The 25166-nt window shown below is 67.9% G+C and carries 22 protein-coding genes; 7 read left to right on the top strand and 15 right to left on the bottom strand.

The genetic code is table 11. The annotated features are described in order from the left end of the window. Window positions 1-40: 40 nt before the first annotated feature. Window positions 41-979: an NAD-dependent epimerase/dehydratase family protein gene (locus NVU01S_RS10255; protein WP_043664115.1), complete on the top strand. Its 939-nt coding sequence runs from the start codon at window positions 41-43 to the stop codon at window positions 977-979. A 128-nt stretch (window positions 980-1107) separates the two neighbouring features. On the opposite strand, the gene NVU01S_RS44570 is transcribed toward NVU01S_RS10255, so the two are convergent. The 4 genes from NVU01S_RS44570 to NVU01S_RS10235 form a co-directional block, all read right to left on the bottom strand. Beyond that, a complete protein-coding gene (locus tag NVU01S_RS44570) occupies window positions 1108-1920 on the bottom strand; it encodes an MFS transporter (protein ID WP_063775915.1) in 813 nt (270 codons plus the stop codon). Between the two features lie 118 nt (window positions 1921-2038). Next, entirely contained in the window at window positions 2039-2803 is a 765-nt protein-coding gene (locus tag NVU01S_RS10245; protein ID WP_014989055.1) for an AIM24 family protein, read from the bottom strand. Window positions 2804-2805: 2 nt separating this feature from the next. Then, window positions 2806-3510, bottom strand: coding sequence for an AIM24 family protein (locus tag NVU01S_RS10240; protein WP_043664112.1), 705 nt, complete (start codon window positions 3508-3510; stop codon window positions 2806-2808). Between the two features lie 10 nt (window positions 3511-3520). After that, window positions 3521-4144: an AIM24 family protein gene (locus NVU01S_RS10235; protein WP_043664108.1), complete on the bottom strand. Its 624-nt coding sequence runs from the start codon at window positions 4142-4144 to the stop codon at window positions 3521-3523. A 242-nt stretch (window positions 4145-4386) separates the two neighbouring features. Here NVU01S_RS10235 and NVU01S_RS10230 point away from each other — a divergent pair, with 242 nt between their 5' ends. Both NVU01S_RS10230 and NVU01S_RS10225 read left to right on the top strand, forming a co-directional pair. Further along, complete coding sequence (locus NVU01S_RS10230; protein WP_043664106.1) at window positions 4387-5802, top strand: TerD family protein; 1416 nt, start codon at window positions 4387-4389, stop codon at window positions 5800-5802. Window positions 5803-5833: 31 nt separating this feature from the next. Further along, window positions 5834-7462 carry a TerD family protein gene (locus NVU01S_RS10225; protein WP_043664336.1) on the top strand — a complete coding sequence of 543 codons (1629 nt, stop codon included), beginning with the start codon at window positions 5834-5836 and terminating at the stop codon, window positions 7460-7462. On the opposite strand, the gene NVU01S_RS10220 is transcribed toward NVU01S_RS10225, so the two are convergent. From NVU01S_RS10220 to NVU01S_RS10210, 3 genes are all read right to left on the bottom strand, one after another. Further along, on the bottom strand, window positions 7444-9219 hold the full coding sequence (locus NVU01S_RS10220) for a glycosyltransferase family 87 protein (RefSeq protein WP_052280167.1): 1776 nt from the start codon (window positions 9217-9219) through the stop codon (window positions 7444-7446). The two genes, NVU01S_RS10225 and NVU01S_RS10220, sit on opposite strands and share 19 nt — an antisense overlap. A gap of 73 nt (window positions 9220-9292) precedes the next feature. Further along, complete coding sequence (locus tag NVU01S_RS10215; protein WP_244467105.1) at window positions 9293-11458, bottom strand: transglycosylase domain-containing protein; 2166 nt, start codon at window positions 11456-11458, stop codon at window positions 9293-9295. A 676-nt stretch (window positions 11459-12134) separates the two neighbouring features. Next, window positions 12135-12554: a DUF5318 domain-containing protein gene (locus NVU01S_RS10210; protein ID WP_158439950.1), complete on the bottom strand. Its 420-nt coding sequence runs from the start codon at window positions 12552-12554 to the stop codon at window positions 12135-12137. Window positions 12555-12724: 170 nt separating this feature from the next. Here NVU01S_RS10210 and NVU01S_RS10205 point away from each other — a divergent pair, with 170 nt between their 5' ends. Beyond that, window positions 12725-13282 (top strand): PadR family transcriptional regulator, encoded by a 558-nt coding sequence (locus tag NVU01S_RS10205; protein ID WP_014989047.1) that lies wholly within the window; start codon window positions 12725-12727, stop codon window positions 13280-13282. Continuing rightward, the gene (locus tag NVU01S_RS10200; RefSeq protein WP_043664099.1) at window positions 13275-14372 is read left to right on the top strand and encodes an inositol-3-phosphate synthase; all 1098 of its coding nucleotides are present in this window, start codon (window positions 13275-13277) and stop codon (window positions 14370-14372) included. The genes NVU01S_RS10205 and NVU01S_RS10200 overlap by 8 nt, the downstream gene beginning before the upstream one ends. Before the next feature lie 324 nt (window positions 14373-14696). On the opposite strand, the gene NVU01S_RS10195 is transcribed toward NVU01S_RS10200, so the two are convergent. The 8 genes from NVU01S_RS10195 to NVU01S_RS10160 form a co-directional block, all read right to left on the bottom strand. Beyond that, on the bottom strand, window positions 14697-15317 hold the full coding sequence (locus NVU01S_RS10195) for a hypothetical protein (RefSeq protein WP_043664096.1): 621 nt from the start codon (window positions 15315-15317) through the stop codon (window positions 14697-14699). Continuing rightward, on the bottom strand, window positions 15314-16300 hold the full coding sequence (locus NVU01S_RS10190; protein ID WP_156161408.1) for a hypothetical protein: 987 nt from the start codon (window positions 16298-16300) through the stop codon (window positions 15314-15316). Before NVU01S_RS10190 ends, NVU01S_RS10195 begins: the two co-directional genes overlap by 4 nt. Window positions 16301-16641: 341 nt before the next feature. Beyond that, window positions 16642-17067, bottom strand: coding sequence for a GyrI-like domain-containing protein (locus NVU01S_RS10185; RefSeq protein WP_014989045.1), 426 nt, complete (start codon window positions 17065-17067; stop codon window positions 16642-16644). A 9-nt stretch (window positions 17068-17076) separates the two neighbouring features. Then, complete coding sequence (locus tag NVU01S_RS10180) at window positions 17077-17535, bottom strand: GyrI-like domain-containing protein (protein WP_029900839.1); 459 nt, start codon at window positions 17533-17535, stop codon at window positions 17077-17079. Between the two features lie 304 nt (window positions 17536-17839). After that, a complete protein-coding gene (locus NVU01S_RS10175) occupies window positions 17840-20098 on the bottom strand; it encodes a transglycosylase domain-containing protein (RefSeq protein ID WP_043664089.1) in 2259 nt (752 codons plus the stop codon). 142 nt (window positions 20099-20240) lie between these two features. Further along, complete coding sequence (locus tag NVU01S_RS10170) at window positions 20241-21119, bottom strand: carbohydrate ABC transporter permease (protein WP_052280152.1); 879 nt, start codon at window positions 21117-21119, stop codon at window positions 20241-20243. Beyond that, a complete protein-coding gene (locus tag NVU01S_RS10165; protein WP_043664088.1) occupies window positions 21119-22051 on the bottom strand; it encodes a carbohydrate ABC transporter permease in 933 nt (310 codons plus the stop codon). Before NVU01S_RS10165 ends, NVU01S_RS10170 begins: the two co-directional genes overlap by 1 nt. A 135-nt stretch (window positions 22052-22186) precedes the next feature. Beyond that, window positions 22187-23488: an ABC transporter substrate-binding protein gene (locus NVU01S_RS10160; protein ID WP_043664085.1), complete on the bottom strand. Its 1302-nt coding sequence runs from the start codon at window positions 23486-23488 to the stop codon at window positions 22187-22189. Window positions 23489-23631: 143 nt separating this feature from the next. On the opposite strand from NVU01S_RS10160, the gene NVU01S_RS10155 reads away from it, so the two are divergent. Together NVU01S_RS10155 and NVU01S_RS10150 are read left to right on the top strand one after the other, a co-directional pair. After that, the gene (locus NVU01S_RS10155) at window positions 23632-24498 is read left to right on the top strand and encodes a DUF2786 domain-containing protein (protein ID WP_244467094.1); all 867 of its coding nucleotides are present in this window, start codon (window positions 23632-23634) and stop codon (window positions 24496-24498) included. Between the two features lie 129 nt (window positions 24499-24627). Next, a complete protein-coding gene (locus NVU01S_RS10150; RefSeq protein WP_043664082.1) occupies window positions 24628-25140 on the top strand; it encodes a TIGR04338 family metallohydrolase in 513 nt (170 codons plus the stop codon). The last annotated feature ends 26 nt before the right edge of the window (window positions 25141-25166 follow it).

The following is a 25166-nucleotide window of genomic DNA, read 5'->3' as shown; positions in this document are numbered from 1 at the left end:
CGGCGCGACCTGGCACTATGCAGGTGCCGAGAGGAGAAGCGTGCGGGTTCTGGTGACGGGGGCGAACGGCTACCTGGGCGGGGCGGTGGTCGCCGCGCTGCGGTCCGGTGGGCACGAAGTGGTCGGGATGGTCCGGCGCGAAGGCGCGGGTGTGCCGCCGGGGGTGGCGGATGTGCCGCCGGGCGTGCCGGTGCGCCCCGCCGACCTGCGCGACACCGCTGCGCTCGGCGCGGCCGTCCGGGACATGGACATCGTCTGCCATCTGGCCGGGCGCACCCGGGTTCGGGAATCGTTCGCCGATCCGCTCGGCTACTTCGAGGTCAACGTGGGCGGTACTGTCGCGTTGCTGCGGGCGATGGGCGAGTGCGGAGCCCGCAAGCTGGTATTCGCCTCCACCGCTGCGATTTACGGGGCACCAGAGGTGCAGCCGATGTCCGAAGATCTGCCGGACCGCCCGTCCCATCCCTACGCGGCGAGCAAGTCCGCTGCCGAATCGGTGATCGCCGCCCACGCCGCCACCGGGGCAGTGGATGCGATCGTCCTGCGCCTGTTCAACATCGCGGGTGGCGACGATCGCGATCCGACCCGGATCATCCCGCGTATCCTCGCCGCCGCGGCAGGGGAGAGCCCGATGCCGGCCGTCAACGGTGACGGCTCCGCCGTCCGCGACTACGTCCATATCCACGACGCCGCACAGGCTTTCGTCGCAGCGGTCGAGCGGGACGCACCCGTGCCCTGCCGGACATACAACATCGGCAGCGAAACCGGCACCAGCGTCAACGAATTGATCGCCGCGGCGCACGAGGTGACCGGCCGTCCCATCCCCGTCGAATACCGACCGGCGCAGCCGGAGCCACCCCGTCTGATCAGCGACTGCACCCGGGCCCACCGCGAACTCGGCTGGACCCCAACCCACTCCGCGATCCCGACCATCCTCCGCGACGCCTGGTCCGCCCGCCCCACCCCACCCTCCTCCTGAACCACGCACCGCTGCTGTCCGCACGAACCTCGTCTGGCACCACGCACCACTTCTGACTTCGCGCACCCGCTCTGGCCTGCCGCAGCGGGTGCGAAAGCTCAGGCGGGGTGCGGGAATTCGGTGCTGGCTTACCGGCGGTGGGTGCGTAGCCAGTCGACGCCGTCGCGGAAGGTGGGGGAGTGGTCGGGGCGGGGTGTGGACCTGCTCGGGTGTTCCTGCCGAATGTCGTCCGGTTCGGGTCGGTGGTGGTCCGGCTCGAAGTACGTCGGGGAGTGGTCGGGTCGGGCGTTGCCTGACCTGTTCGGGTGTTCGTGCTGAGTTTCGGACGGGGGGCGGTACTGCGGGGAGCGATCAGACCACTGCTGGGGGCGACTCTCGCGCGGGGCCGAGCCGGGGTGTCCGAGGTTGCGCAGGAAACGGTCGAGGGTCGGTGAGTTTCCTTGTGCGCCGGCGCTGTCGGACGATCCGCCGGTGGGCTTGGCGGGGGCGAAGGGGACGCCGGTGGCCAGTGCGCGCAGGCCGAGGGTGAGCATTTCGCCGAGCATGCCGACGCCGATCGAGAGCGTGATCGGCCGGGCCTCCGGAGGCATGCCCATGACGCTGCCGAGGGCGCTGACGCCGAAGCCCGCGGCGGTCGAGACACCCCATACGACAAGGGTTTTCACCGTGTACCGCTGCCACAGGTAGCCGTCGCGTTCGAACAGGACGGTGGTGGTGCCGCGCACCGCGCCGAACGCGATGCCGATCACCGCGCCGATCACCAGCCATCCGATATCGGTGCCGTTGAGCCCTTCGACATGGACGACGCTGTACCCGCCGATGCCGACCAGGATCAACGGCGTGAGGAAGGTGTCCCGCGCGTCCACCGGCTCTCCGGCGAACCGCTTCACGATCAGCACGAGCACGCCGACCAAAACGGCGATCAGCAACCCGACGCTCATGGTGGCCTCCCGGCAAGTAGTCCTGCCGGAAAGCTAATCGCGCGCCGCGGCGCCCCGGATCCTCCGAACGAACGACCCGGCGGAGGATCCGCCCTCCTCCGGGTCGCCGGTCGGTCGGTCAGTAGTGCTGCTGGTTGCCGAGCTGCTGCATGATGGTGGCTTGCAGCCGTTGCAGGCCGGGCGGCGTGATACCGCTCTGGATCTGCCCCTCGATGGTGCGGACCAGCATTTCGTCGCTGAGCACCTTCTCGCTGGATTGGATCAGCACCGTGCCCGCGCCGGTGAAATCGAACTGGCGCTCCTCACCGGAGTTGACGCCGAACCGGGCCGCACCCGCGGCCAGGAAGCTGCCGATCCAGCGCTGGTCGTAGTGATGGCTGGGGGACGGGCAGTCGGCCCAGCCGACCAGGGATTCCGGGTCGACCCGCAGCGGCGGCTCGGCGAACATGACCGGACCGTTGGAGGAGGCGAGGAACTTGCCGGTGCCGATCAACGTGAGGAAGCCGGGCACGATGGACTGGTTCAGCGACAGGCCGGGCTCGAACGCCAGCAGGTTGGCGGCGCGGATGGTGAGGTTGCCGTTGTCCTCGAGGTCATAGGAATTGATGTCGTAGCCGCGGTCGCCGATGATCAGCTTGCCGTGGCCCTCGGCGACGACGTAGTCGCCGGTGAACAGCGGCGCGGAGAACTGCTGCGACACCATGTGCAGCAGCCCGCCCTGCAGGCCGTGGGTGAGCGTCTGGAAACGCATGTCGCCGTAGTAGGCGATCATCGCGCCCTTGCGCATGAACCAGGGCTTGTTCAAGTCGATGCAGTACGCGTAGCTGTTGCCCGGAATGTTGTCGCTGTCCCCGAGATTCATCGGGTTCAAGATGTCAGCCATGGTCACAACTTCTCTTCGGAGGCCTGCACGTACACCACACCCTGTCCGACGCAATGCAACTGCATCGCCTCGCCCGCACCGCGGCCGACCGCGTCGCGCCAGCTGAGTGCCGTCTTCAGCTCGGTTTGCACATTGCCGTACGCGGCGACGAAGGCCTGCGGATCGACCACGATCGGATTCGGCCCGCCCACTGGTAATTCCAGGAAGCCGCCGTGCGCGAGTAGCACCGCCGAGCCCTGACCGGAGAGCTGGGTGGTGAACATGCCCTGCCCGGTGAGCGCGCCGGAGGCGGCGCCGCGCAGCGCGCCCATGAGTCCGCCGCCCCCACCACCGCCGCCGCCCGAACTCATCACGGAGACAATCGAACTCTGCAAGCCAGCGGTGTTCGCCAGCAGCCGCGAGGCCTCGACCCGCAGCGTCGCACCCGGCTGCATGTGCACCACGTGGACTTCCAGCCCGGCGTAGCCGTAGTGCACCTCGCCGTTGCCCTGGGCGAGCATGGTGCGTTCGTGCTCGCCGGCCATCATGCGGCCCGCCATGCGCATCAGCCCACCACCGCCGCCGCCCATGCCCTGACCGCCCGGAATCTGGTGCGGCGCAAAGGAAACGTCGCCGGTGTAGAACAGCATCGCGCCGGTGCGAGCGACCACGCCGCCCGACATCCCGACGTTGACCTTGACGACCTTGCCGTTGACTTTCTCGAACATCTACTCGCCCTTACCGTTCCGCCGGCTGGATCAACACCACGCCCTGGCCGTCCCAGCGCAGCGAGAACGTCTCGCCGGCGCCCTGGCCGACCGCGGTCCGCCACGAAATATCGGTGATGAACGACTGATTGAGGTTGCCGCGCGCCGCGACGAACGCGTCGGGGTCGACCACCAGGGGATACTGCGGCGACACCTCGAGGTGGATCAGCGGACCGCCCGCCGACAACAGGGCGACCTGACCCTGACCGGTCACCGTGGTGGTGAACAGGCCGGCGCCGGTCGACGCGCCCCGCAGACCGGCGAAGCGCACGTCGGTGCGCAGGTTGCCGGCGAACGCGAGCAGCTGCTGCGATTCCACCTGCAGGGTCTCGTTGTTCAGATTCACCACGGTCACGTGCTGGCCGTTGACCGCGAAGAACACCCGGCCGTTGCCGGAGCACTCCATCAGTGAAAGCTTTTCGCCGGTGGCCCGGCGCTTGAGTCCGGCGATCACGCCGTCGCCGCCGCCGAAACCGGCCGCTTTGAACTGCACGTTGCCCTCGTAGGCGACCATCGAGCCGGATATCGCGCGGAGGCTGGTTCCGGCGAGGTGCGCCTCGATCACCTTCTTGGATTGTTCGAAAAGTTGCGCCATGTGGGTGTCTGCCCTGCTGTTCTTGTCAGTGAATATGGGGTAATCGCGCCACATTCCGCCCGCGTTTCGTCACCTTGATAGGCGCAGCGCGACGGATTCTATCCACAGATCCGGTCCATCCGGGGTGAATGCAGGCGGTATGCCCGCAGAACTGACGGGGCCGGGGCGGCGTTTACCTGAACCGTGTCCCGCACGTTTCTCGTAGAGTGGCATCGAACGCACCGACAAGCGAAGGGTCGAACTTGTCCGCAACACTCGCCAAGGGCCAAAACGGTCCGTTGGCCACGAACGACGTGGTGGTGTCCATCCAGCTCACGGCGCCGGCGGATCTGTCCGCGCTGCTGGTCACCGAAACGGGCAAGGTCCGCTCCGACGCGGACTTCGTCTTCTTCAACCAGCCGAGCGGGCCCGGGGTGAACCTGCAGCCCGCGCCGGCCGGACAGCCCGCCTCGCTCGCGGTGTCGTTGAACTCGGTGCCGCCGGACATCGATCAGATCCGCGCGGTGATCACGCTGGACGACGCGAACAGCAACTTCGGCCGGTTCCCCGCGCCGACCGCGATCGTGTCGGACACGGCCGGTAATCGGTTGTACGAGTACCAGATCGACGGATTGAGCAGCGAGTCGATCGTGATCGCGCTCGAGCTCTACCGCAGGCAGGGCAGCTGGAAGGTGCGTGCCGTGGGCCAGGGCTATGCCGGCGGTTTCGCCGCGCTGGTCACCGACCACGGTGTGACGGTCGACGATTCGCCGGCGCAGCCCGCCGCCCAGGCCGCCCCGCCGCCGCCTCCGCCGCCTCCCGCGTACCCGACGCAGCCGCCGCCCCCGCAGCAGCAGCCGAACTACCCGCCGCCCACCACGCCCGCGTACCCGACGCAGCAGGACCCGCAGTTCGCGCAGGGCGGCTACCCGCCGCCCGGCCCGGGTTACCCGCCGCCGGGGCCCGGCTACCCGCCGCCGCCCGGTCCGGGTGGTCAGTACCCGCCGCCGGGCCCGCCGCAGGGCTTCCAGCAGCCGGGGCAACCGGTCGCGCCGCCGCCGCAGCAGCCGCCCGCCGAGGTCAGTCTCAGCAAGGACCGCCCGGTCAGCCTGACCAAGGGCCAGCGGGTCACCTTGCGCAAGGAGGGCGGCACCGCCCTGACCTTCGTCAAGATGGGTCTCGGCTGGGATCCGGTGAAGAGCCGCGGCATGTTCGGCAACCGCACCGTGGACGTCGACCTCGACGCGTCGGTGGTGTTGTTCGCCGATATGAACCCGGTGGACGTCGCCTACTACGGGCAGCTGACCTCCAAGGACGGCTCGATCCGGCACCAGGGCGACAATCTGACCGGTGAGGGCGAGGGCGACGACGAGGTGATCCTGGTCGACCTCACCCGCATCCCGGCGCACGTGAGCACGCTGGTGTTCATCGTGACCTCGTACAAGGGCCACACCTTCGAGCAGATCCAGAATGCGTTCTGCCGCTTGGTCGACGGCTCCAACAACGCCGAATTGGCCAGGTACACCATGGCCGGCGGGATGCCGTTCACCGCGATGGCGATGGCCAAGGTCTACCGGGTCGGCAACGACTGGAAGATGCAGGCGATCGGTGAAGGCTTCGCCGCGAAGCATCCGGGCGAGGCGATGCCGCACCTCGGCCGGTTCCTGCAGCACGGTTGAGTTCGGCAGCGCGGACAGCAAGGCAGACAACGTGATTCCACTCAAAGCCGGTCAGAACGTGCCGCTGACCGGCGATATCGTCCGGTTCGGCGCGCATGCCGAAGCGGCACTGGATGTTTCGGCGCTGGTGGTGGCCGAGAACCTGAAGGTGTTCTCCTCGGACGATTTCGTCTTCTACAACCAGCCCGCCACCGCGGGGGTGGCGCTGGCCGACGCCGAGGTGACCGTCACGCTCGCCGAGGTCCGCGCCGACGCCAAGGCGGTGCTGCTGGTGGTCAGCGCCGACCCGGCGGTGCCCGCGCGGCCGGGCGGGCTCGGCACGGTGACCGCGACGCTGTCCGAGAACGGTTCGGCGACAGCGGAATTCGTGGTGGCCCCGGCTGCCGGTGAGGCGGCGCTGATCTGCCTGGAGGTGTACCGGCGCGGGCCCGAGTGGCGGCTGCGTGCGGTCGGTCAGGGGTATGCGGGCGGGCTCGCGGTGCTGCTGACCGCGCACGGCGTCGACGTCGAGGACGAGCCCGCCGACCCGGCCGCGCAGACCGGTTCGGCCGCGCAGACCGGCGGTGTGCCGCAGCCGGCGGATGTGTCCCGCTCCGGCCCGGTCGCGCACACCATGGCCGGGCCGATGGCGAGCGAGGCCCGCTCGGTCACCGCCGCGCCGACGGAGGTCGGGCACGGCCTGGAACGGCTGTGGATGATCTTCGAGGATGCCGCTCGTTCGGCCGCGGCGCTGGTCTCCGCGCGGGACTACGCGGCCAAACGGCTCGATCACGAATTGTCCGCCGCCGTCTCCGATCCGGCGACCAGGAACACGCCGGCCGCCGACGCGGCACGTCGCGCTGCCCAGCAGCGCAACGACGAACTGATCGCCACCGCCGAGCGTAATCATCAGCGCGACAGCGAACAGCTCGTCCGTGAGCTCGCCGACGCCGACCTGATGTTGCCGCCCGCGTTGGCGTCCTGGGACGCGCCGGCGTGGGACAAGCCGGTGGCCCCCAGCGACGGCATCCGGCTCGGCGAGCTGTACGCGCAAGAACGCGGTGCGCTGCGCGTGCCGTATTGCGTTCCGGTGCCGTTGAATCGGCCGCTGTGGATCGATACCGAGTCGTCGCAGGCGGTCGCGCCGGTGGTCGGCGCGCTGCTCGCCCGGCTCCTCACCGCGGCGCCGGACCGGCGCACCGTGGTCGACATCATCGACCTGACCGGAGCCTTCACCAGTTTCACCGAACCGCTCGCACCGGTGCTGAACGGCCCGCCGATCACCGACCACACGGAAATCTCCGCGCGGCTACAGGAACTGGTCCAGGCCGCCGAACTGGCCGAGCTCGCGTTCACCAGCGGTATGGGCAGCCCGCCGAGCGAACACCGGATCCTGATCGCGGCCGACTTCCCGCACGGATACCAGAGTTCGGATGCGCAACGGATCGGCTCGCTGATCATGCGCGGCGACCTGATCGGGTTGTCCACGGTGATCGTCGGCAGCGACGAATCCGACTCCACCGACACCACGGTCGCGATGCTCTCGCAGTCGTGCCGGCACCTGCCCACCGTGGCCGGGACGCCGCTGTTCGATCCGTGGACCGGCAGCCCCTGGCAGCTCGATCTGGATCTGCTCTCCCAGGAACCGGAGCGGCTGGCGCGCTACCTGCGCACCCACTGAGCGGACGCGTCCACCTGCGGCTGCCATGCGCGGGTGGGCGCCACCCGGGGACGCAGCACCTCGGGCAGCCACGGCAGCAGCGGATCGGGCGCGCGGTCGACGACGCCGCCGATCGGGTCGTCCACGTAGTCGCGACGCACCAGGTCTTCGCCGGGGCGATAGATCTGGCGAACGATCAAGGCGCACAGGGCGATCACCGCGAGGTCGCGCAGCACGACGGTGCCGGTGAACCACTGCTCGGGCAGGCCCTTCTTGTCCAGGCCGAGGTAGTAGAACATGCGTGGCGCCCAGACCAGGGCGTCGATGGTCATCCAGGCGAGCAGGATGCGGCGGTGCGGCAGCGCGAGCACGGCCAGCGGCACCAGCCACAGCGAATACTGCGGGCTCCACACCTTGTTCGTCAGCAGGAACGCCGCCACCACCAGGAAACAGAGCTGCGCGAGCCGGGGGCGTTGCGGCGCGGTGAGCGCGATGTAGCCGATCGCCACACAGGCCGCGATGAACGCGAGCAGCGATACCGCGTTCAGGATCACCGGCGGTTCGCCGTGCGCGAGTTGCCCGTCGAAACCGGCCCAGCCGGTGAACGAGGTGATCACGTTGTAGATCGAGTCCGGGTCAGCGTGCCGGGAGGTGTTGAGCCGGAAGAACTCTCGCCATCCGGTGGGGTACAGCGCGGCGATCGGCAGGTTCACCACGATCCAGGTGCCGAGCGCGGCCGTCACGGTGACCGCCGCGGCGCCGAGCGGGCGCGCGCCGAGCAGGTGCACGCGGTAGGGCGTTTCGCGCACCCAGTCCAGTGCGGCCGCGACGCTGTCGATATCACGCAGCCGCAGGCCGGCCTGGGTGCTCGGCATACGCTGCAGCGGGTCGGTGCGCAGGCACAGCAGCACGATCGGGCCGAGCAACAGCAGCGGATACAGCTTGGCGGCGCCGCCGAGCCCGAGCAGCAACCCGGCCAGTGCGGGTCGCCTGCGGGCCCAGGCCAGCAGGCCGGTCGCGGCCAAAGCCGTTGCCAGCGCGTCGAAATTGGTGAAGATGTGCACGATCACCAGCGGTGAACAGGCGACCAGCGCCGTGTCCCACACCCGGCGCCCGGCCAGTTGCGCGGTCGCCCACACCGTGACCAGCCAGGCGAGCGCGAGGCCGAGCGCGACGACGTTGAAGTAGATCACCACCTGCAACGCGCCCGGCAGCGGCGTCATGTCCCAGGCCTTGGCGATCCGCATGGACAGGTACTGGTAGAGACCGGACAGCACCGGATACTCCATGTACCTGGTCTCGCGGCCGCCGTCGGGCGTCTGCTCGATCCAGAACTTCTTGTAGGGGAACGCGCCTTCGTTCAGTCGCTCGGCCCCGTAGAGCGGCACGGTATCCGAGTAGCACATCGCGACGTACTGGCGGCCGTTGTTCCAATCGAGCGTGAGCGCACCGTCGGCGGTGGTGGTCTGCTGGATGCAGCCCGCCTTGCCGAACCAGCCGAACGCCAGGAATACGACCGTGAAGGCCAGCAGCACGCGCATCGGGGTCCAGAACCGGGCCCGGCCGATCAGCGCGTGCTCACCGACCGGACCGCCGATCACCGTGGACAGCTGCGCGGTCAGCGAGTCGTTGCGACTGGGCCGATCGCGGGCGTCGGCCGAGCGCAGGTCCGGCGCGAGCGGGCCGGCGGCGACGTAATACGCCGTGCCGGAAGGCGCCTCACTCGCGTGCGGTCCGCTCCCGTTCGCCCGCTGATCCACCAGCTGCTGATCAGTCACGGCACCCGAGGCTACCGGGCGATCACCGTCGGGTGCGTCGCGCACCTGTTCCCCCCTGGTCACCCGACCAGACCTACCTGCTGCGCGTGGTCGGGGGAGTCCCGTTCGTATCGCCCTGCCCGTTGGTGCCCGGGCGCGGCGCACCGGTGGCGGTCGGCGACGATCCGTCCGAAGGAGCCACCGGCTGGCCCGGGAGCGGACCGGCGTCCGGCTTCTCGGGTTGCTCGTTGCGCGGCTGCTGCTGTTGCTGCTGCTGCGGTCGCGGCTGGCCGCCGGGCAGCGGGATCGGGCCGAACGGGGTGTCGATCGTCGGCGGGATGTAGATCGGCGGCAGGATCGACGGCGCCTCGGTGGTCGACGGCGGGGTGTACGGGGCCGACCACTCCGGCACGCCCGCCTGGCCCTTGATCGGGGCCGGCTTCGGGAAGGTCTCGTTCTGCGTGCCCTGCAGGGCGCCGTCCATCGTGGCCTTCCAGATATCGGAAGGCAGGCCGGAACCGTAGATCATGCCGCCGCCGTAGTTGCGCAGCGGGGAATCGTCCACGCTGCCCACCCAGACCGCGGTGGACAGCGACGGGGTGTAGCCGACCATCCAGGCGTCCTTGTTCTCCCCGGTGTCGCCGAGCTGAGCGGTACCGGTCTTGGTGGCCGACTCCCGGCCACCGGCCAGGTTGTGGTTGCGCGACCAGGCCGCGATCGGCTTCATCGCGGCGGTGACGTTGTCGGCGACCGCGGCCGAGACCCGCGGTTCGCCCGCGACCTCACCACGATCGAGCAGCACCTGACCGTCGGCGGTGACGACCTTCTGCACGAAGTGCGGCTTGTGATAGGTGCCCGACGCGGCCAAAGTGGCGTAGGCCGAAGCCATGTCGAGCGCCCGCACCTGGTATTGGCCGAGCACGATGCCGTTGTTCGGGCCGGAGCCGTCGGGTTCGGTCAGCGTCTTCGGCACGCCGGGAATGGCTTCCGGGATGCCGAGCTTGTGCGCCATGTCCGCGATCTTCTTCGGGCCGTTGCCCATGTCGATCTGCATCCGGTAGAAGCTGGTGTTCAGCGAGCGCTTCAACGCCTCGGCGATGGTGCACATACCGCACTGCTCGCCTTCCACGTTGGTGATCTTGATGCCGTTCACCGTGAGCGGTGAGCTGTCGTACAGCTGCGACAGCGGCACGCCCTGCTCCAGGTTCGCCGCCAGACCGAACACCTTGAACGACGAACCCGGCTGCAGGCCCGCGTTGGCGAAGTCCCAGCCCTGGCCGTCCTCACCGCCGTAGTACGCGCGCACCGCACCGGTCTTCGGATCCACCGAAACGACCGCGGTGCGCAGCTGCTCCGGCTCGCCCTGCATCTTCTTCTGCGCCGCGTCGACCGCGGCCTTCTGCGCCTTCGGGTCGATCGTCGTGGTGATCGACAGGCCCGCGGTGTTGAGCTGCTGCTCGCTGATGCCTTCCGCGGTCAGCTCTTTGAGCACCTGCGACTTGATCAGGCCCTCCGGGCCGGTGTCGAGGGTCTTGTCCTTGGTCGTGGCGACCGGGACCACCTGCGGGTACTGCATCGCCTGCCGGTCGGCGGCGGAAAGGTTGCCGCCGGAGACCATGCCGTCGAGCACGTAGTTCCAGCGGGTCTTCGCGCCCTCCGGGTTCTTCTCCGGGTCCAGGCCGGACGGCTGCTGGATGGTGGCGGCGAGCACCGCGCCCTCGGCGGGCGTGAGGTCCTGCACCGGCTTGCCGAAGTAGGCCTTGGCGGCGGCATCGATGCCGTACGCGCCGCGACCGAAGTAGATGGTGTTCAGGTACGCGGCGAGGATCTCGTCCTTGCTCCACTGGCGCGCCATCTTGGCTGAGATGACCAGCTCGCGCATCTTGCGGGTGAGCGAGCGTTCGTCACCGACCAGTGCGTTCTTCACGTACTGCTGGGTGATCGTCGAACCACCACCCGCGCTCTCCCGGCCGAGCACGTTGTCCCGGGCCGCGCGCGCGAAACCGGAGATCGAGAAGCCCGGATTGGAGTAGAAGTCCCGGTCCTCGGCGGCCATCACCGCGTACCGCACGTGCGGCGGGATCTTGTCGATCGTGACGTCGGTCCGGTTGCCTTCCGGCGGAACGACTTTGCTGATCACCGACTCGCCGTCGGCGGCGAGGATGGTCGCCACCTGATTGGTTTTGAGATCCTGCGGCTGGGGTACCGACACTGTCGTGTACGCGATCAGGAAGACGCCACTGGGGATCAGGATCATCATCGCGATCAGTACGTAGATGACGCGCCGCACGATCCGCCACGGTGATTTCTTCTTCTGCCCCGGACGCTTGCCGGAGCCACCGCCGGACCCGTCACCGGAGCCGCCGTTGCGCCGCGGCGGCGGGCCGGAGGGCGGTCCGCCCGCGGTCTTGCGGCGTTCGCCGGTGCCGTTGGCCGGGTCGCCGACGCGGCGGGCCCGTTCGGCCGGACGCGGGCCGGTGGGCGGTGCGCCGCGCCGATTGCGTTCGGCCACCGCGTTGTTGGGCAGGTTGGCGCGTTCGATTCGCTGGGTCGCCTGCGGTGCGTTCGGCGCGCCGGGCGCGGGACGCCCCTGCGGCGGCCGCTGCTGCGGGGGCGGGGGCGGGCCGGGGCGGCGCTGTGGCTGTGGGCCACGCAGCTCGCCCGGGTACGGGGCCGGACGCTGGGGTGGCGGACCCGGACGCGCGCCGGGCGGCGGCCCGGGCCGGGGGTTCTGGTACGGGTTGGGACCTGGATGTGAACTCCGCGGAGCACGGCCGCCGTTCGGGTCATCGCCGTAGGGGGAAGTCTCGTAGGGCGAATTCACTGACAAGATCTCCATAACTCGTGACGTTGCTGGTGGCTCGGTGCGGTCACGCGGACCGCGGCGGACCCGTTTCGGCTCCGCGAGTCACCCGACGGGCAGATGACCAGGCACTTCATTCGGCTGCGGTGCGCCGGTTGGCTCGGGTCCCGGTGCGGCGGCGCGTGGGCGCCGGCGCGGTACCGAGCACATAGGACTGCACCAGATGATTCCAGCTGCAGGACCGGCACACCTCGACGACATGGACCGAGAACTCTTCGCGAGTCTCATCGAGACGCGCCAGCTCCTCCGGGGTGCGAGCCGAACCCGCCATCGGTCCCAGGCCGTCGCCGTAGACCCAAGATACAAGCGTGAGCTGTTCTTTCCGGCAGATCGGGCATGTGACCTCGCTCCCCCGACCATGGAACTTCGCCGCACGCAGGAGATAGGGATTCGCATCACATACCTCGGCGACATCGACACGGCCCGCATACACGTCGGCCAGCAGAGATCGCCGCCGGAGGGCGTAGTCGACCACTTGCCGCTGGATTCGCACGAGAACCAGAGTAGCGGTGTTGCCGAGGGGGTGCCCCGGCTCAGGGGTATGAGAAAGCCGGTAGATCGCGGGTTATATCGAGCGGGGCTGTGCACGGTTATATCGCTCCGATATAGTTTGGAGTCGCATCCATCAGTTAGGTCTGTACATAGTCAGGGAGGTGAAGCCCGGTGCTCGAGCTGGCAATCCTCGGGCTGCTCCTCGAATCGCCCATGCACGGCTACGAGCTGCGCAAGCGGCTGACCGGCCTGCTCGGCGCGTTTCGTGCCTTCTCCTACGGGTCGCTCTACCCCACGCTGCGCCGCATGCAGTCCGACGGGTTGATCGCGGAGGAGATCCCGGCGGGCGTGGTCGCGCGCCGTGCGCGCCGGGTCTACCAACTGACGCCTGCGGGCCGGGAGCGGTTCAGCGAACTGCTGGCCGACACCGGACCGCAGAACTACACAGACGACGGCTTCGGCGTGCACCTCGCCTTCTTCAGCCGCACCCCCGCGGAAGCGCGGATGCGGATTCTGGAGGGCAGGCGGCGCCAGGTCGAAGAGCGCCGAGAAGGGCTGCGGGAGGCGATCAAGCGGGCCAGCGGCTCGCTCGATCGCTACACCCGGCAGCTCCATCAGCTCGGACTCGAATCAAGCGAGCGCGAAGTGCGCTGGCTCAACGAGTTGATTGCGGCGGAGCAATCGACGAAGGCGGCACCACAGAAAGAGGGAAATATCGGCCATGAGTGAAGCACAGAAGGCTGACAACGCCACCGAAGTTCGCGTCGCCATCGTGGGTGTAGGCAACTGCGCCTCCTCGCTGGTCCAGGGTGTGCAGTACTACAAGGACGCGGACGAGACCGCGACCGTGCCCGGTCTCATGCATGTCAAGTTCGGCAAGTACCACGTCCGCGACGTGAAGTTCGTCGCCGCGTTCGACGTGGACGCCAAGAAGGTCGGCTTCGACCTCGCCGAGGCGATCTTCGCCAGCGAGAACAACACGATCAAGATCTCCGATGTGCCGCCGAGCGACGTCGTCGTGCAGCGGGGCCCGACCCTGGACGGCATCGGCAAGTACTACGCCGAGACCATCGAGCTGTCCGAGGCCGAGCCGGTCGATGTGGTCAAGGTGCTGAAGGACAACAAGGTCGACGTCCTGGTGTCGTACCTGCCGGTCGGCTCGGAAGAGGCCGACAAGTTCTACGCGCAGTGCGCCATCGACGCCGACGTCGCGTTCGTCAACGCGCTGCCGGTGTTCATCGCCTCCGATCCGGAATGGGCCGAGAAGTTCACCAAGGCGGGCGTGCCCATCGTCGGCGACGACATCAAGAGCCAGGTCGGCGCGACCATCACGCACCGCGTCATGGCCAAGCTGTTCGAGGATCGCGGTGTGCAGCTCGACCGCACCATGCAGCTGAATGTCGGCGGCAACATGGACTTCAAGAACATGCTCGAGCGCGAGCGCCTGGAGTCCAAGAAGATCTCCAAGACCCAGGCCGTCACCAGCAACCTGAAGAAGGAGCTCGGCGCCAACGACGTGCACATCGGCCCGTCCGATCACGTCGGCTGGCTCGACGACCGCAAGTGGGCCTACGTCCGGCTCGAGGGTCGCGCCTTCGGCGACGTGCCGCTGAACCTGGAGTACAAGCTCGAGGTGTGGGATTCGCCGAACTCGGCGGGCATCATCATCGACGCGGTGCGTGCCGCGAAGATCGCCAAGGACCGCGGCATCGGCGGCCCCGTCATCCCGGCCTCGGCCTACCTGATGAAGTCCCCGCCGAAGCAGCTGGCCGACGACGTCGCCCGCGCCCAACTGGAAGCCTTCATCATCGAGGGCTGAGTTTTCTGCCGCGTGGCCGCGGCGTGTTCATGGCCCCTCGGTGTCTCGCGTCCGAGCGGACGAGACTTGCGCCTGCGGCGCGTGCGCTTCGTCCGCTCGGACGCGAGACGGGCCATGAACGCGCTCGTTGGGCTCGCGCTGTGCGGGGCATGAGATCGATGAGCGAGCCGCCCGGAGGTGTATTCCTCCGGGCGGCTTGCTGTTTCCCCGGCACTGCGCTGCTGTCTGCTCAGGCTCTCTACACTCGAGGGTGAGCCTCCCCCTGCGGGTAGGGAGGAAGTGAGGCCGGGATCCCGCCGGACGACGGGACCCGGCTCTCGCGTCCTAAGCCGACCGAAGATCGATCTGCACAGTCACTTCGCTCAGTTTTGCCAGGAAACCGGCATCGCCGCCTCGGTGTGCGAGGCCGGTGGCCCCAGCTACCGCATCCGGTATCCAGAGCATGGGTTCGGTCTTCGGAGACTCGAAATCGACCCGCATCCGCGTCGGCAGTGCGCCGGAAGTGCGAAGCGTGGCAACCAGGCTTTGGTCTCTGCTGTTGAGTGCTTTCGTCCGAGCCTCGATCACCACCTGCGAGACTTCAAGGCTCGCAAGCTCGACCAGCATTCGTTCCATCCCCTTGCGCCTGGCCCGTTCCTGTTTGCGGGAATCGGCCTGATCACTGATCACAACCAAGTTGGTCAGGCCATACCCGGTTATGGCGTCGACGACCTTGCGTCGTTGTGCTGCCGATTCATCGCGCCAATGCAATCGGCCGGCTCCTTTGGGGAGCAGCGCTGCGAGGTCCATGCGAAATGCCTCGCAGTCGAGCGGGGAAGCGATGACCGCAGCCAGCACGTAGAAGCCACCGGCTCCCTCCGCGACCCGCTCGATGCTCGATTCATCGATCCACGCGTGGGTCGAAGTCGCCTCGGACGCCGGGCGGTTCGTGTCGTCGGTAGTCATTTCCCAGCGACCTCTCCGGATGGGCGCTTCTTCTGCTTCTTGCCGGTCTTCTTGACGAGAACCCGGCGAACCTCCGGGTCCGCGACGTCGCCGGATGCGCTTTTTCCTCTGCGCGTCTCCAACTGAACCTGTGCAGCCTTTTGGACCTTGCGGCGTTGGTCGGTGCCGAACGCGCCAGCGAGGCTGTACCAGTGCCGTTGCGTGGCACCGATCGCGGACAACGGCGCTTTGATCCACTCGACGCGTTCGGTGAGTAGACCGTGCGCTTTCAGGTCTTCGATACCGGCTTCAGCGGAACGCGGTGAGATGCCGTACCAGTCTTGAACTTTCGCGTTCGTCAGCCAGATCTCGGCTTTGTCGCTGGTGCCCGCCGAGATGACCAGTAACATCGCAAGCCCCGGCAAGGTGAGCCGTTCGAACCACTCTTCTGTCCAGAATTCCTGGGGGAGAACAAAGTAGGTCTCCCTGCGGTCGTTGGCTTTCTGTCCTGGCTTCGTATAGTCGGCGTTGCCATCTTCCCGGCGTGGTCGCACCACCACGCCGCGCGCGAGCCGCTTCCGGTCGATCAAACCGCGCTGCTCCAGGTCGGTCCAGGCGGCGGACACGTGGGTGTTTGTCCATTGCCTGCCTTTTTGCGTCCGCAGGGCCCGGGCCCATACCTCCGATGCCAACGGAGGCTGGCCCTTCTCCGCCAGGTTCGCCACATACGGCCACGCCGTCAGCAGCATGAGGTAGAGCTGAATCGAGCGGCGCTTGCGGTCTGTGACCATGGGGCCGAGCACGCTGGCTCGCGCTGACTCATCGGAGGGCAACTGAGTGAACAGATGGCGCACAACTGTGTACCCGCGACCGGAGACTTTCAGCAGCTCCAGTCGGGTTTCCTGAGGAGTGGCTTGGGGCCCGGCGTCGCCCACGTCCACGCCGTCGGCAATGCCATCGACCTGCATCGATGTTGTTGGCGCAGTGGACGTCTGTGTGTGCATGGCATCAGAGTATCCGAACACAACCAACGACTGTATGCGCAAGATCGTTCGGTGAATATCTGTTTCGCGCTCACCTATGCAAACCTGATCATGCGAAACCGTGATGCGACACCTCGATGTGACACCCTGGGACACCGACAAAGAACGGATACCCGTGATTCGGTAGCTCGGGTCCGTGTCTCAGGCCGACTGCCGGGCAGTTGAGATTTCTACCTTCCCTTGACGCACGATGCAGACCGACAGGTCTTTCAGAACCTCGCTTCCACACATCTCGGAGCCCCTGAAACGCCTAGAGCCACACGCAGACCTGCGTGTGGCTCTAGGCGTTTTTCGGTCGAGGGTCAGTCGAGGGAGACGTAGACCTCTACGGAGGTGGGGCCGGTGTAGCGCTCGAGTTCGGCGGTGTGGGAGCGGGTGATGGTGCCGGCGCTTTCGGCCTTGCGGACCTGGGCCCAGGCGGTGCGGAGCAGGTCGTAGGGCTTGTCGGAGACGACGAACTTGGCGTAGCGGCCCTGCGGGACGCGGGTGAGCACGTCGCCGGCGTCCATTTCGGCCATGCCGGTGATCTCGTAACCGAGCACCGCGACGGCGTGATCGTTCTGGCCGATATAGGCGGCCACCCGCGGCACGTTCTTTTCCCGCGCGAGGTAGCGGTCCCAGGTGAAGTTCACCAGGTCGAGGTCGCGGGCGGTCACCTCACGCCCGGCCAGCGGGACGGTCAGTCCGGCGACCAGGCTCTCGTCCAACGTGACAATCTCGAAGTCCACAGTCTGTTCCTACCCGTCGACCTGATCGTCTGCCAGCGCTACGAAGACTTCGACCGTGCGCGCGTCGGGATAATGCTCCCAATCGCCGGTATAGGACCGCACGAAACGGCCCGCGGCCTCGGCATCCCACACCGAGCGCCAGATGTAGACGATGGTGTCGCCGAGGTTGTCACCGCTGGCGATGAACCGCGCGAATCGTCCCGCGGGCACCCGGGCCAGTACGTCGCCGGGCAATAAGTCGTCGAGGCTGCGGCAGCGATAACCCACGATGTGGGTCAGATACGAATTGATCTCCGGCGCGTGGTCGACGTACGCGGTCGTCGGCGGTCCGGGCAATTGGCGCGCCAGATTGCGCTTCCACGCCTCTTCGACTTTCGCGCGGCGCGGCCCCTCGACCGCGAGCGCCGGGCTGCGCAGTACCGTGCCCGCCACCAGCGTCTCGGGTTGGTCAACGACATTGAAATCCACCGGCGTAGCCCCTATGTCTCGTCTGTCTCCAATTGCGGCGCTCCCTGGCCCTTCGTGGTGCGCCTCCGGGCCGGTTCGCGGGTCGCTGTGTTCCGTTTCGAAGCCCATCGTGGTCAGGCAAGTCGCCGCCTCCGGGCCTGTCGCTCACACCGCTGTGTCGTCGTTCGAGCGCATATCCTTCCGCATCGATCCCGGGACTCCGGCGTCGGCCTGTTCCGACACAGTCCCTGTTCGCTCTCACTCTGGCAAACGATGCTGCCATGCCAACCGTTCCCCCGGGTGCTCGAAGGTCACAGCATCATCGCTATCCCGGGACCGGAATGCTCAGCCCGGGGAAGATCTCCACTTCCTTGGGCGGCTGCGGGGCGGGCGGGATGATGACGACCGGCTCACGCGGGGCGCCCGTCGGCGGGTTCAGGATGTCGTAGGTGCCGCCGGAGGGCTTGTTCGCGTTGGGTGTCGCGGCCGGGCCGGGCCCGTCCACGGCGGGAAACTGCTCGACCGGCGTGCCGTCGAGCGCGTTGTCCATCACCTGCTTCCAGATGTCTGCGGGCAGGCCGGAGCCGTAGATGTCCGACCCGCGGGCGGTGTGGATGGGCTGGGACCGTTCGGTCCCGATCCAGACGGCCGTGGACAGCGCCGGGGTGAACCCGATCATCCACGCGTCCTTGTTGTCCGCGGACTCGCCGAGCTGGGTGGTGCCGGTCTTGGCCGCGGACGGCCGGCCACCGGCGAGGGCGTGGCCGTTGGAGTATGCCGCGATCGGTGTCATCGCCTGCGTGGTCTTGTCGGCGATCGCCTTCGGTATGCGCTGTTGCCCTGCGGGCATCTGTTTGCCGATCTGCTGTTCCGGAGCGCCGCGATCCAGCAGCACCCGTCCGTCACCGGTCACCACCCGCTGCACGAAGTACGGCTGGTGATAAACCCCGGACGCACCGATGGTGCCATAGGCGGAGGCCATATCGATGGGACGAACGAGATACTGCCCCAACACGATTCCGTTCAACGGCCGGCCGCCGTCCTCGGTGAGCGTCTTCCCGGCCACGCCGGGGATCTCCTCCGGGATACCCGCCGCGTGCGCCGCGTCGGCGATCGCCTTCGGGCCGTCGAACATTGACATGGTGAGCCGGTAGAAGCTGGTGTTCAGCGATCGTTTGAGCGCCTCGGCCATGGTGCATTTGCCGCACGATTCACCGTCCACGTTGGTGATTTTCGTGCCGCGGTCGGTGACCGGGGAACTGTCCAGCAGCCGGGTCAGCGGGACGCTCTGCTGCTGCGCGGCGATCGCCGCGAACGGTTTGAACGCCGACCCGGTCTGCAGCGGCGCCTGGGCGAAGTCGTAGCCGATGCCGTCGAATCCGCCGAAGTAGGCGCGCACCGCGCCGGAACGCGGATCGATCGACACCACCGCCGCGCGCAGTTCCGGGGGCTGACCGGCCAGCCGATCCTGCACCGCGCCGAGCACCGCCTGCTGTGCCTTGGCGTCGATCGTGGTGGTGATCTGCAAAGCCCCGGTGTTCAATTCGTGCTCGCTGATCCCGGCGGAACGCAGCTCGCGAACCACCTGGGCGCGAATCAGCCCCTCGGGCCCGCGGGCCACGTTCTCGTCGGGAATCTCGTTGAGCGGGATGATCGCCGGGAACGTGGTGGCATCGCGGGTGCCCGGCGCGAGCACGCCCATCTCGACCATGCCGTCGAGCACGTACTGCCAGCGGGCCGTCAGGTCGGGCAGGTGGGTTTCCGGGTCGAGGATGGACGGGGTGCGCACGAGTGCGGCGAGCACCGCGCCCTCGGCCAGGGTCAGCTGATTCACCGGCTTGTTGAAATACGCCTTGGTCGCGGCCGCGATCCCGTACGAGCCGCGCCCGTAGTAGATGGTGTTGAGATAGGCGGCGAGGATGTCGTCCTTGCTCCACTGGCGCGCCATCTTCGCCGCGATGATCAGCTCGCGCATCTTCCTGGTCAGCGTGCGTTCGGAACCGAGGAAGGCGTTCTTCACATACTGCTGGGTGATGGTGGAGCCGCCGCCCGCGTCGTCGCGGCCGAGCAGGTTGTCCCGGGCGGCGCGCAGGAAGCCGGAGGTCGAGTAGCCGGGGTTGCTGTAGAAGTTGCGGTCCTCCGCGGACAGCATCGCGTCGCGGGTCGACTGCGGCACCTCGGCCAGCGGGACCGGCGTCCGATTCCCGTTCGGCGGCACGACTTTGGCGATCACCGTGCTGCTGTCGGCGGCCAGGATGGTGGCGATCTGGTTGGTCTGCACCGAACTCGGATCGGGGATCTCGGCGCTCCAGTAGACGAGCACCGAGAGCAGCAGTGGCACCACGCCGAAGATGATGAACAGCGCCAGCACGAGCCGGCGGAACCGTTCCGCTCGGGTGCGCGGCGGGCGATTCGGATCCGTAGTGGGTTTCGGTGTGGTCGGCGGGCGGTCCTTCGCCGCGTGCGCGCGCCGCTTCGCGCGGGCGGCGGGTGAGGTCAGCTCGTTGAAGCCCGCGATGGAGGAGTAGGGCGCGGAATCAGTGCCGCGCCGCGCTTTCCGCCTGCGAATCGAGCCCACGATCATCTCCTCCCGGAGCGTCGGTCGAATCTCACCTGCACGAACAACGATCGGAAATGTGCCCCCACGGCACGACTGTACTCGTGCCGTGGGTGACCCGCGATGCTATCACCGGGCCGTTGCGGCGCACCGGAATTCTGCGCGAGAGCTAGCTCTTCACGCCACCGGCGGTGAGGCCGGAGATGATCCGGCGCTGGAACAGCAGCACCATGAGCACCAGCGGAATGGACACCATCGTGCCCGCCGCCATGATCGCCGCGTAGGGCTCCACCAGCGGGTTGTTACCGGAGAACCGGGCGACCGCGACGGTCACCGGCTCGGTCTTGTCCGAGGAGAGCAGCCGGGCCAGCAGGTATTCGTTGACCGCCGCGATGAACGCGAGGATCGCGGTGGTGAACACCGCGGGCGCGGCCAGCGGCAGCATCACCAGGCGGAAGGCCTGCATCTTCGTCGCGCCGTCGATCCGCGCGGCTTCTTCGAGCTCCCACGGCAATTCGGTGAAGAAGGAAGCCAGGATGTAGACGGTCATCGGCAGCACGAACGAGATGTTCGGGATGATCATCGCCTGGTATTCGCCGATCCAGCCGATGTTGGTGAAGAGCTGGAACAGCGGGGTCACCAGCACCACCACCGGGAACATCGAGGCGCTCAGGATCAGGCCCGACACCAGGTACTTGCCGCGGAAGGTGAGCCGCGCCAGCGCGTACGCCGCCAGCACGCCGATCAGCAGGGCGATCACCGTGGTGATCGAGCCGATGACCACGCTGTTGATCAACGCCCGGCCGAAGTTGTTGCCGCGGCTGGTGTCGAAGGCGTTGCGGAAGTTCTCCAGCGTGACGTGCGTGGGCCACGGGGTGCTGTCGAACGTGTAGTCCGGATCGCGGAACGCGGTCACGGCCATCCAGTAGAACGGCCCGAGCCCCCACACCAGCACGATGAACACACCGGCGTAGAGCCGCACCGACTTGAGCCGGTGGGTCCACGGAACCGATTGCGCGGCAGGCTTTGCCGAAGTCTGTACGGACATCAGTGCGCCTCCCGCTGTTCCTCTTGGGTCCGGACGGCGTTGGCGCCCAAGACCTTCACCAGCACGAAGGCCACCGCGAAGATCAGCAGGAAGGTGATCGTCGACAGCGCGGCCGCGCTGTTGGGGCCCTGCCGGACCTGGTCGACCACCAGGATCGACAGCACCCGGGTGGACGGGTTGTTCAGCGTCATGATCGCGGGCAGGTCGTACATGCGCAGCGCGTCCATGGTGCGGAACAGCACCGCGACGAGCAGGGCCGGGCGCAGCAGCGGCAAGGTGATCTGGGTGAAGCGCTGCCAGGCGGTCGCGCCGTCGACCCGGGCCGCCTCGTACACGTCGGCCGGGATCACCTGCAGGCCCGCCAGCAGCAGCAGCGCCATGAACGGCGTCGTCTTCCACACGTCGGCGGCGATCACCGCGAACCGGGCGGCCCAGGCGTCGGAGGTCCACAGGATGTGGGTGCCGAACACCCGGTTCACCACGCCGTCGTACTGGAACATGAACTCCCACAGCCGCGCCGTGACCGCGGTGGGGATCGCCCACGGGATCAGCACCGCGGCGCGCAGCAGGGCGCGGCCGCGGAACGTCTTGCCCATCACCATGGCGAAGCCGAGGCCGAGCGTGGCCTCCAGCGTCACCGTGACCACCGTGAAGAACAGCGTGACGCCGATGGCCAGCCAGAACTGCGACCCGAGGTTGCCGGTGGGACAGCTGACCGTCTCGCCGCCCGCCTGGCACTGTTGCAGCAGCCAGTGCGTGTAGTTCGAGAAGCCGGCGCTGCCACCCTCGGTGAACATGCCCGTCGCCGGGTCCAGCCCCGAATCCTTCTGGAACGACATCCACAGCGCGCGCACCACCGGATAACCGATGACCACCGCCAGCGCCAGCAGTACCGGCGCGACGAACAGCCAGGCTTTACCGGAGCGCCGCATTTCCAATGCCAGAGTTTCGCCGAGGCCACGCTTGCGTGGCAGGAAATCCTCACTCGACACAGTGCTGGCCGCTCCCGAAGGATCCGACACCGTTTCTCTCTCCTACGGGTCTCGTCGGGTCCGTTGCGCTTCCGCCTACGATCCCGCGGTCTCGATGCCCTTCTGCATGCCGGTGATCGCGTCGTCGACCGACTTGGTCTGCTTCAGCGCAGCATAGGCGTTCTCCTGGATGGCCTTCGACACCGCGGGATAGAACGGCGTGACCGGGCGCGGCACCGCGCTGGCGATGGAATCCTTGAGCGCGGGCAGGTACGGCATCTTCGCGATCAGGGCCGGGTCGTCGTACATCGACGCGCGCACCGAGGGCAGCGCACCGGAGGCGACGATGTGCTGGGCGTCCTCGCTGATCAGGAAGCGCAGGAAGTCGAGCGCGGTGGCCTTGTTCTTGGAGTAGGCACTGATCGCCGCGTTGTAGCCGCCGAGCGTGGACGCGCCGACACCGTTCTCACCGGGCAGCGGGGCGACCGCGAACTTGTCCTTCACCGCGGACGATTCGCCGCCGACGTCACCGTAGGTGGACGGCCACGAACGCAGGAACATGAGCTTGCCCTGCGCGAACGCGTTGCTGCTCTCCGGCTCCTTGAACGAGATGGCCTCCGGCGGGATATCGCCGCTCTTGTAGGCGTCGACCAGTACCTTCAGGCCGGCCCGGGACTGCGGGCTGTTCACCGTCGGGGTCTTGCCGTCGGCGCCGACGAAGCTGCCGCCGTAGGCGTTGATCACCTCGGCGGTGTTCACCGTCAGGCCCTCGTACGGCGCGAACTGACCGGCGTAGCAGCCGATGTTCTGCTCCTTGGCCAGCGGGCACTGGGCGAGCAGCTCGGTCCAGGTCTTCGGCGCGTTCGGCACCAGGTCCTTGCGGTAGAACAGCAAGCCGCCGTTGGTGTTTCGCGGGGCCGCGTACAGCGTGTTGTTGTAGGTGGCGCTGGCGACCGGCGGGGAGAGCAGCGCGGAGGTGTCGATGGCGAAGGCGTCCTTGAGCGGCTGGATCCAGCCCTTCGCGGCGAACTCGGCGGTCCACGGCACGTCGAGGGCGACCACGTCGTAGTTGGACTGCTTGGAGCGCATGTGCTCGACCAGGTCGTCGTACTGCTGCGAGGCGTCGTTCGACTGTTCCTTGAACGTCACCTGCTCGTCCGGGTGCGCGGCGTTCCAGCGCTCGATGAGCTGCTTGACCGCACCGGTCTCGGTGGTGTCCTTGCCCTCGACGTAGGTGATCGGGCCGCGCCCGGTCAGGTTCTGGCTGGTCGGGCTGCCGCCGCTGTCACTGGAGCAGGCGCTGGTGAACGTCGCCGTCAGCAGCGCGACCGAGACAGCCGCGACCGCGGCCTTCGGTACGAGCGACGTACGTAGGGACGACACCTTTTTCACAGCCATCGCGGACACTCCAGATCGATCGTGAGCATTAGCACACCCTGCCGGTTGCACAACGCAAGATACATGGTGTGGGAGTTACTCGGGGGAATGTGGCGGGAAGTCCGCGCTACATCGCCGCGTCCCGCCGCCTAAGCTCGCAGGTGATGACATCGCCGAACCCGGTTCCCGAACGGATGCTGACACGCATCGGCGGACTGCTGCGCCAGGCCGAGTCCACCGACAACGAACACGAGGCCGAGGCGTTCCTCGCCGCGGCGCAACGCCTCGCGACCCGCTCGTCCATCGACCTGACGGTGGCGCGTGCGCACGTCGCGGGGCGCGAACGCAGGCCGACGCCGATCCAGCGGATGATCCCGATCGGCGAGCCGGGCAAGCGCGGATTGCGCACGTACGTGCAACTCTTCGTCGCGATCGCGTCCGCCAACGATGTGCGCTGCGATGTCGCTCGCACCTCGACCCAGGTGTACGCCTACGGTTTCGACTCCGACATCGATACCTGCGAGGCGCTGTACGCGAGTCTGCTCGTCCAGATGGTCCGCGCGTCGGATCAGTACATCAAGTCGGGTCAGTACCGGTCGGCGACCGTGGACAAGGTGGTCACCGAAAAGCGCTGGGGCCGAAAGGTGCAACGCCGGGTGCAGGCGCCGGTCGCGGGCGTGACGGCGCGCCTGAATTTCCAGATGGCGTTCGCGGCGCGGATCGGGCAGCGGCTCGCCGCGGTGAAGGCCGAGGTCGAAGCCGAGGTGGTCCCCGCCGACGCACCCGCCACCGGCACCGCGCTCGCCTTGCGCAACAAGGAGATCGAGCTCACCGATTTCTACACCCGCACCTCCGAGGCACGTGGCACCTGGCGTGGACCGCAGTCCTCGGCCGGGCATTCCGCGGCGGCGCGGCGCGCGGGGGACCGCGCGGGCAAGGCCGCCCGCCTGGGCACCTCCCCCGAACTCGGTGCGGCGCGCGGGCAATTGACCACTCGGAAGGCGCGCGGCGCGGGCGACGGCTCGGAGTGAGTGCGTCGCGGATTTCCCGCTCGGGTCGCGCATTCGGGTACGTAGGACGATGCTCGTGAGCGTGTGTCAGCTGAGTGACCTGAGCCACAGTGGGTTCGGGCTGGGGACGTACTCGCCAGGAGACCTGTCGTGAGTGCGCGAGATACCCAGCGCGCCAAGGTGTACGACGCGGAGCAGTTGGTGCGCGGGGTCTTCGATCGTGCCGACGAGCACGGCAATCGCACCGTCGAACTCTACGGCTCGCATATCACCCTGCCGATCGAACGGCGCTTCGCCTCGGTGGACTCGGTGCAGAGCTACGCGGACAAGGTGCTCGCCCTGAATTGGATTCGGGCACAGTGGGATCGCGCCGACGTACCGGTGCGGGTGCGCGCCCGGGCGGGTGCCACCGCCGCCCACTACGAGTCCGCCGAGGCCGTGCTCGCCGTCCCGCTGCACACCGGCGGAACCGCCTGGGCGCTACGCGAACTCGTCGTCCTGCACGAGCTCACCCACCACCTGGAATCGGCGCCCGAGAAGGTCGCCCCCCACGGTCCCGAATTCTGCACCCGCTACCTGGAATTGGTAGACGGCATCATCGGCCCCGAAGCCGCCCTGATCCTGCGCGCCACAATGCTGGGCTGCGGCGTACGCCTGGGGTGACCCCCTTGCGCCCCAGCGGGTGCGCC

Source organism: Nocardia vulneris (assembly GCF_001613425.1).
GTDB classification, from domain to species: Bacteria; Actinomycetota; Actinomycetes; order Mycobacteriales; family Mycobacteriaceae; genus Nocardia; species Nocardia vulneris.
The sequence above is the reverse complement of the archived record's forward strand: the minus strand, read 5'-3'. Positions and strand labels throughout refer to the sequence as shown.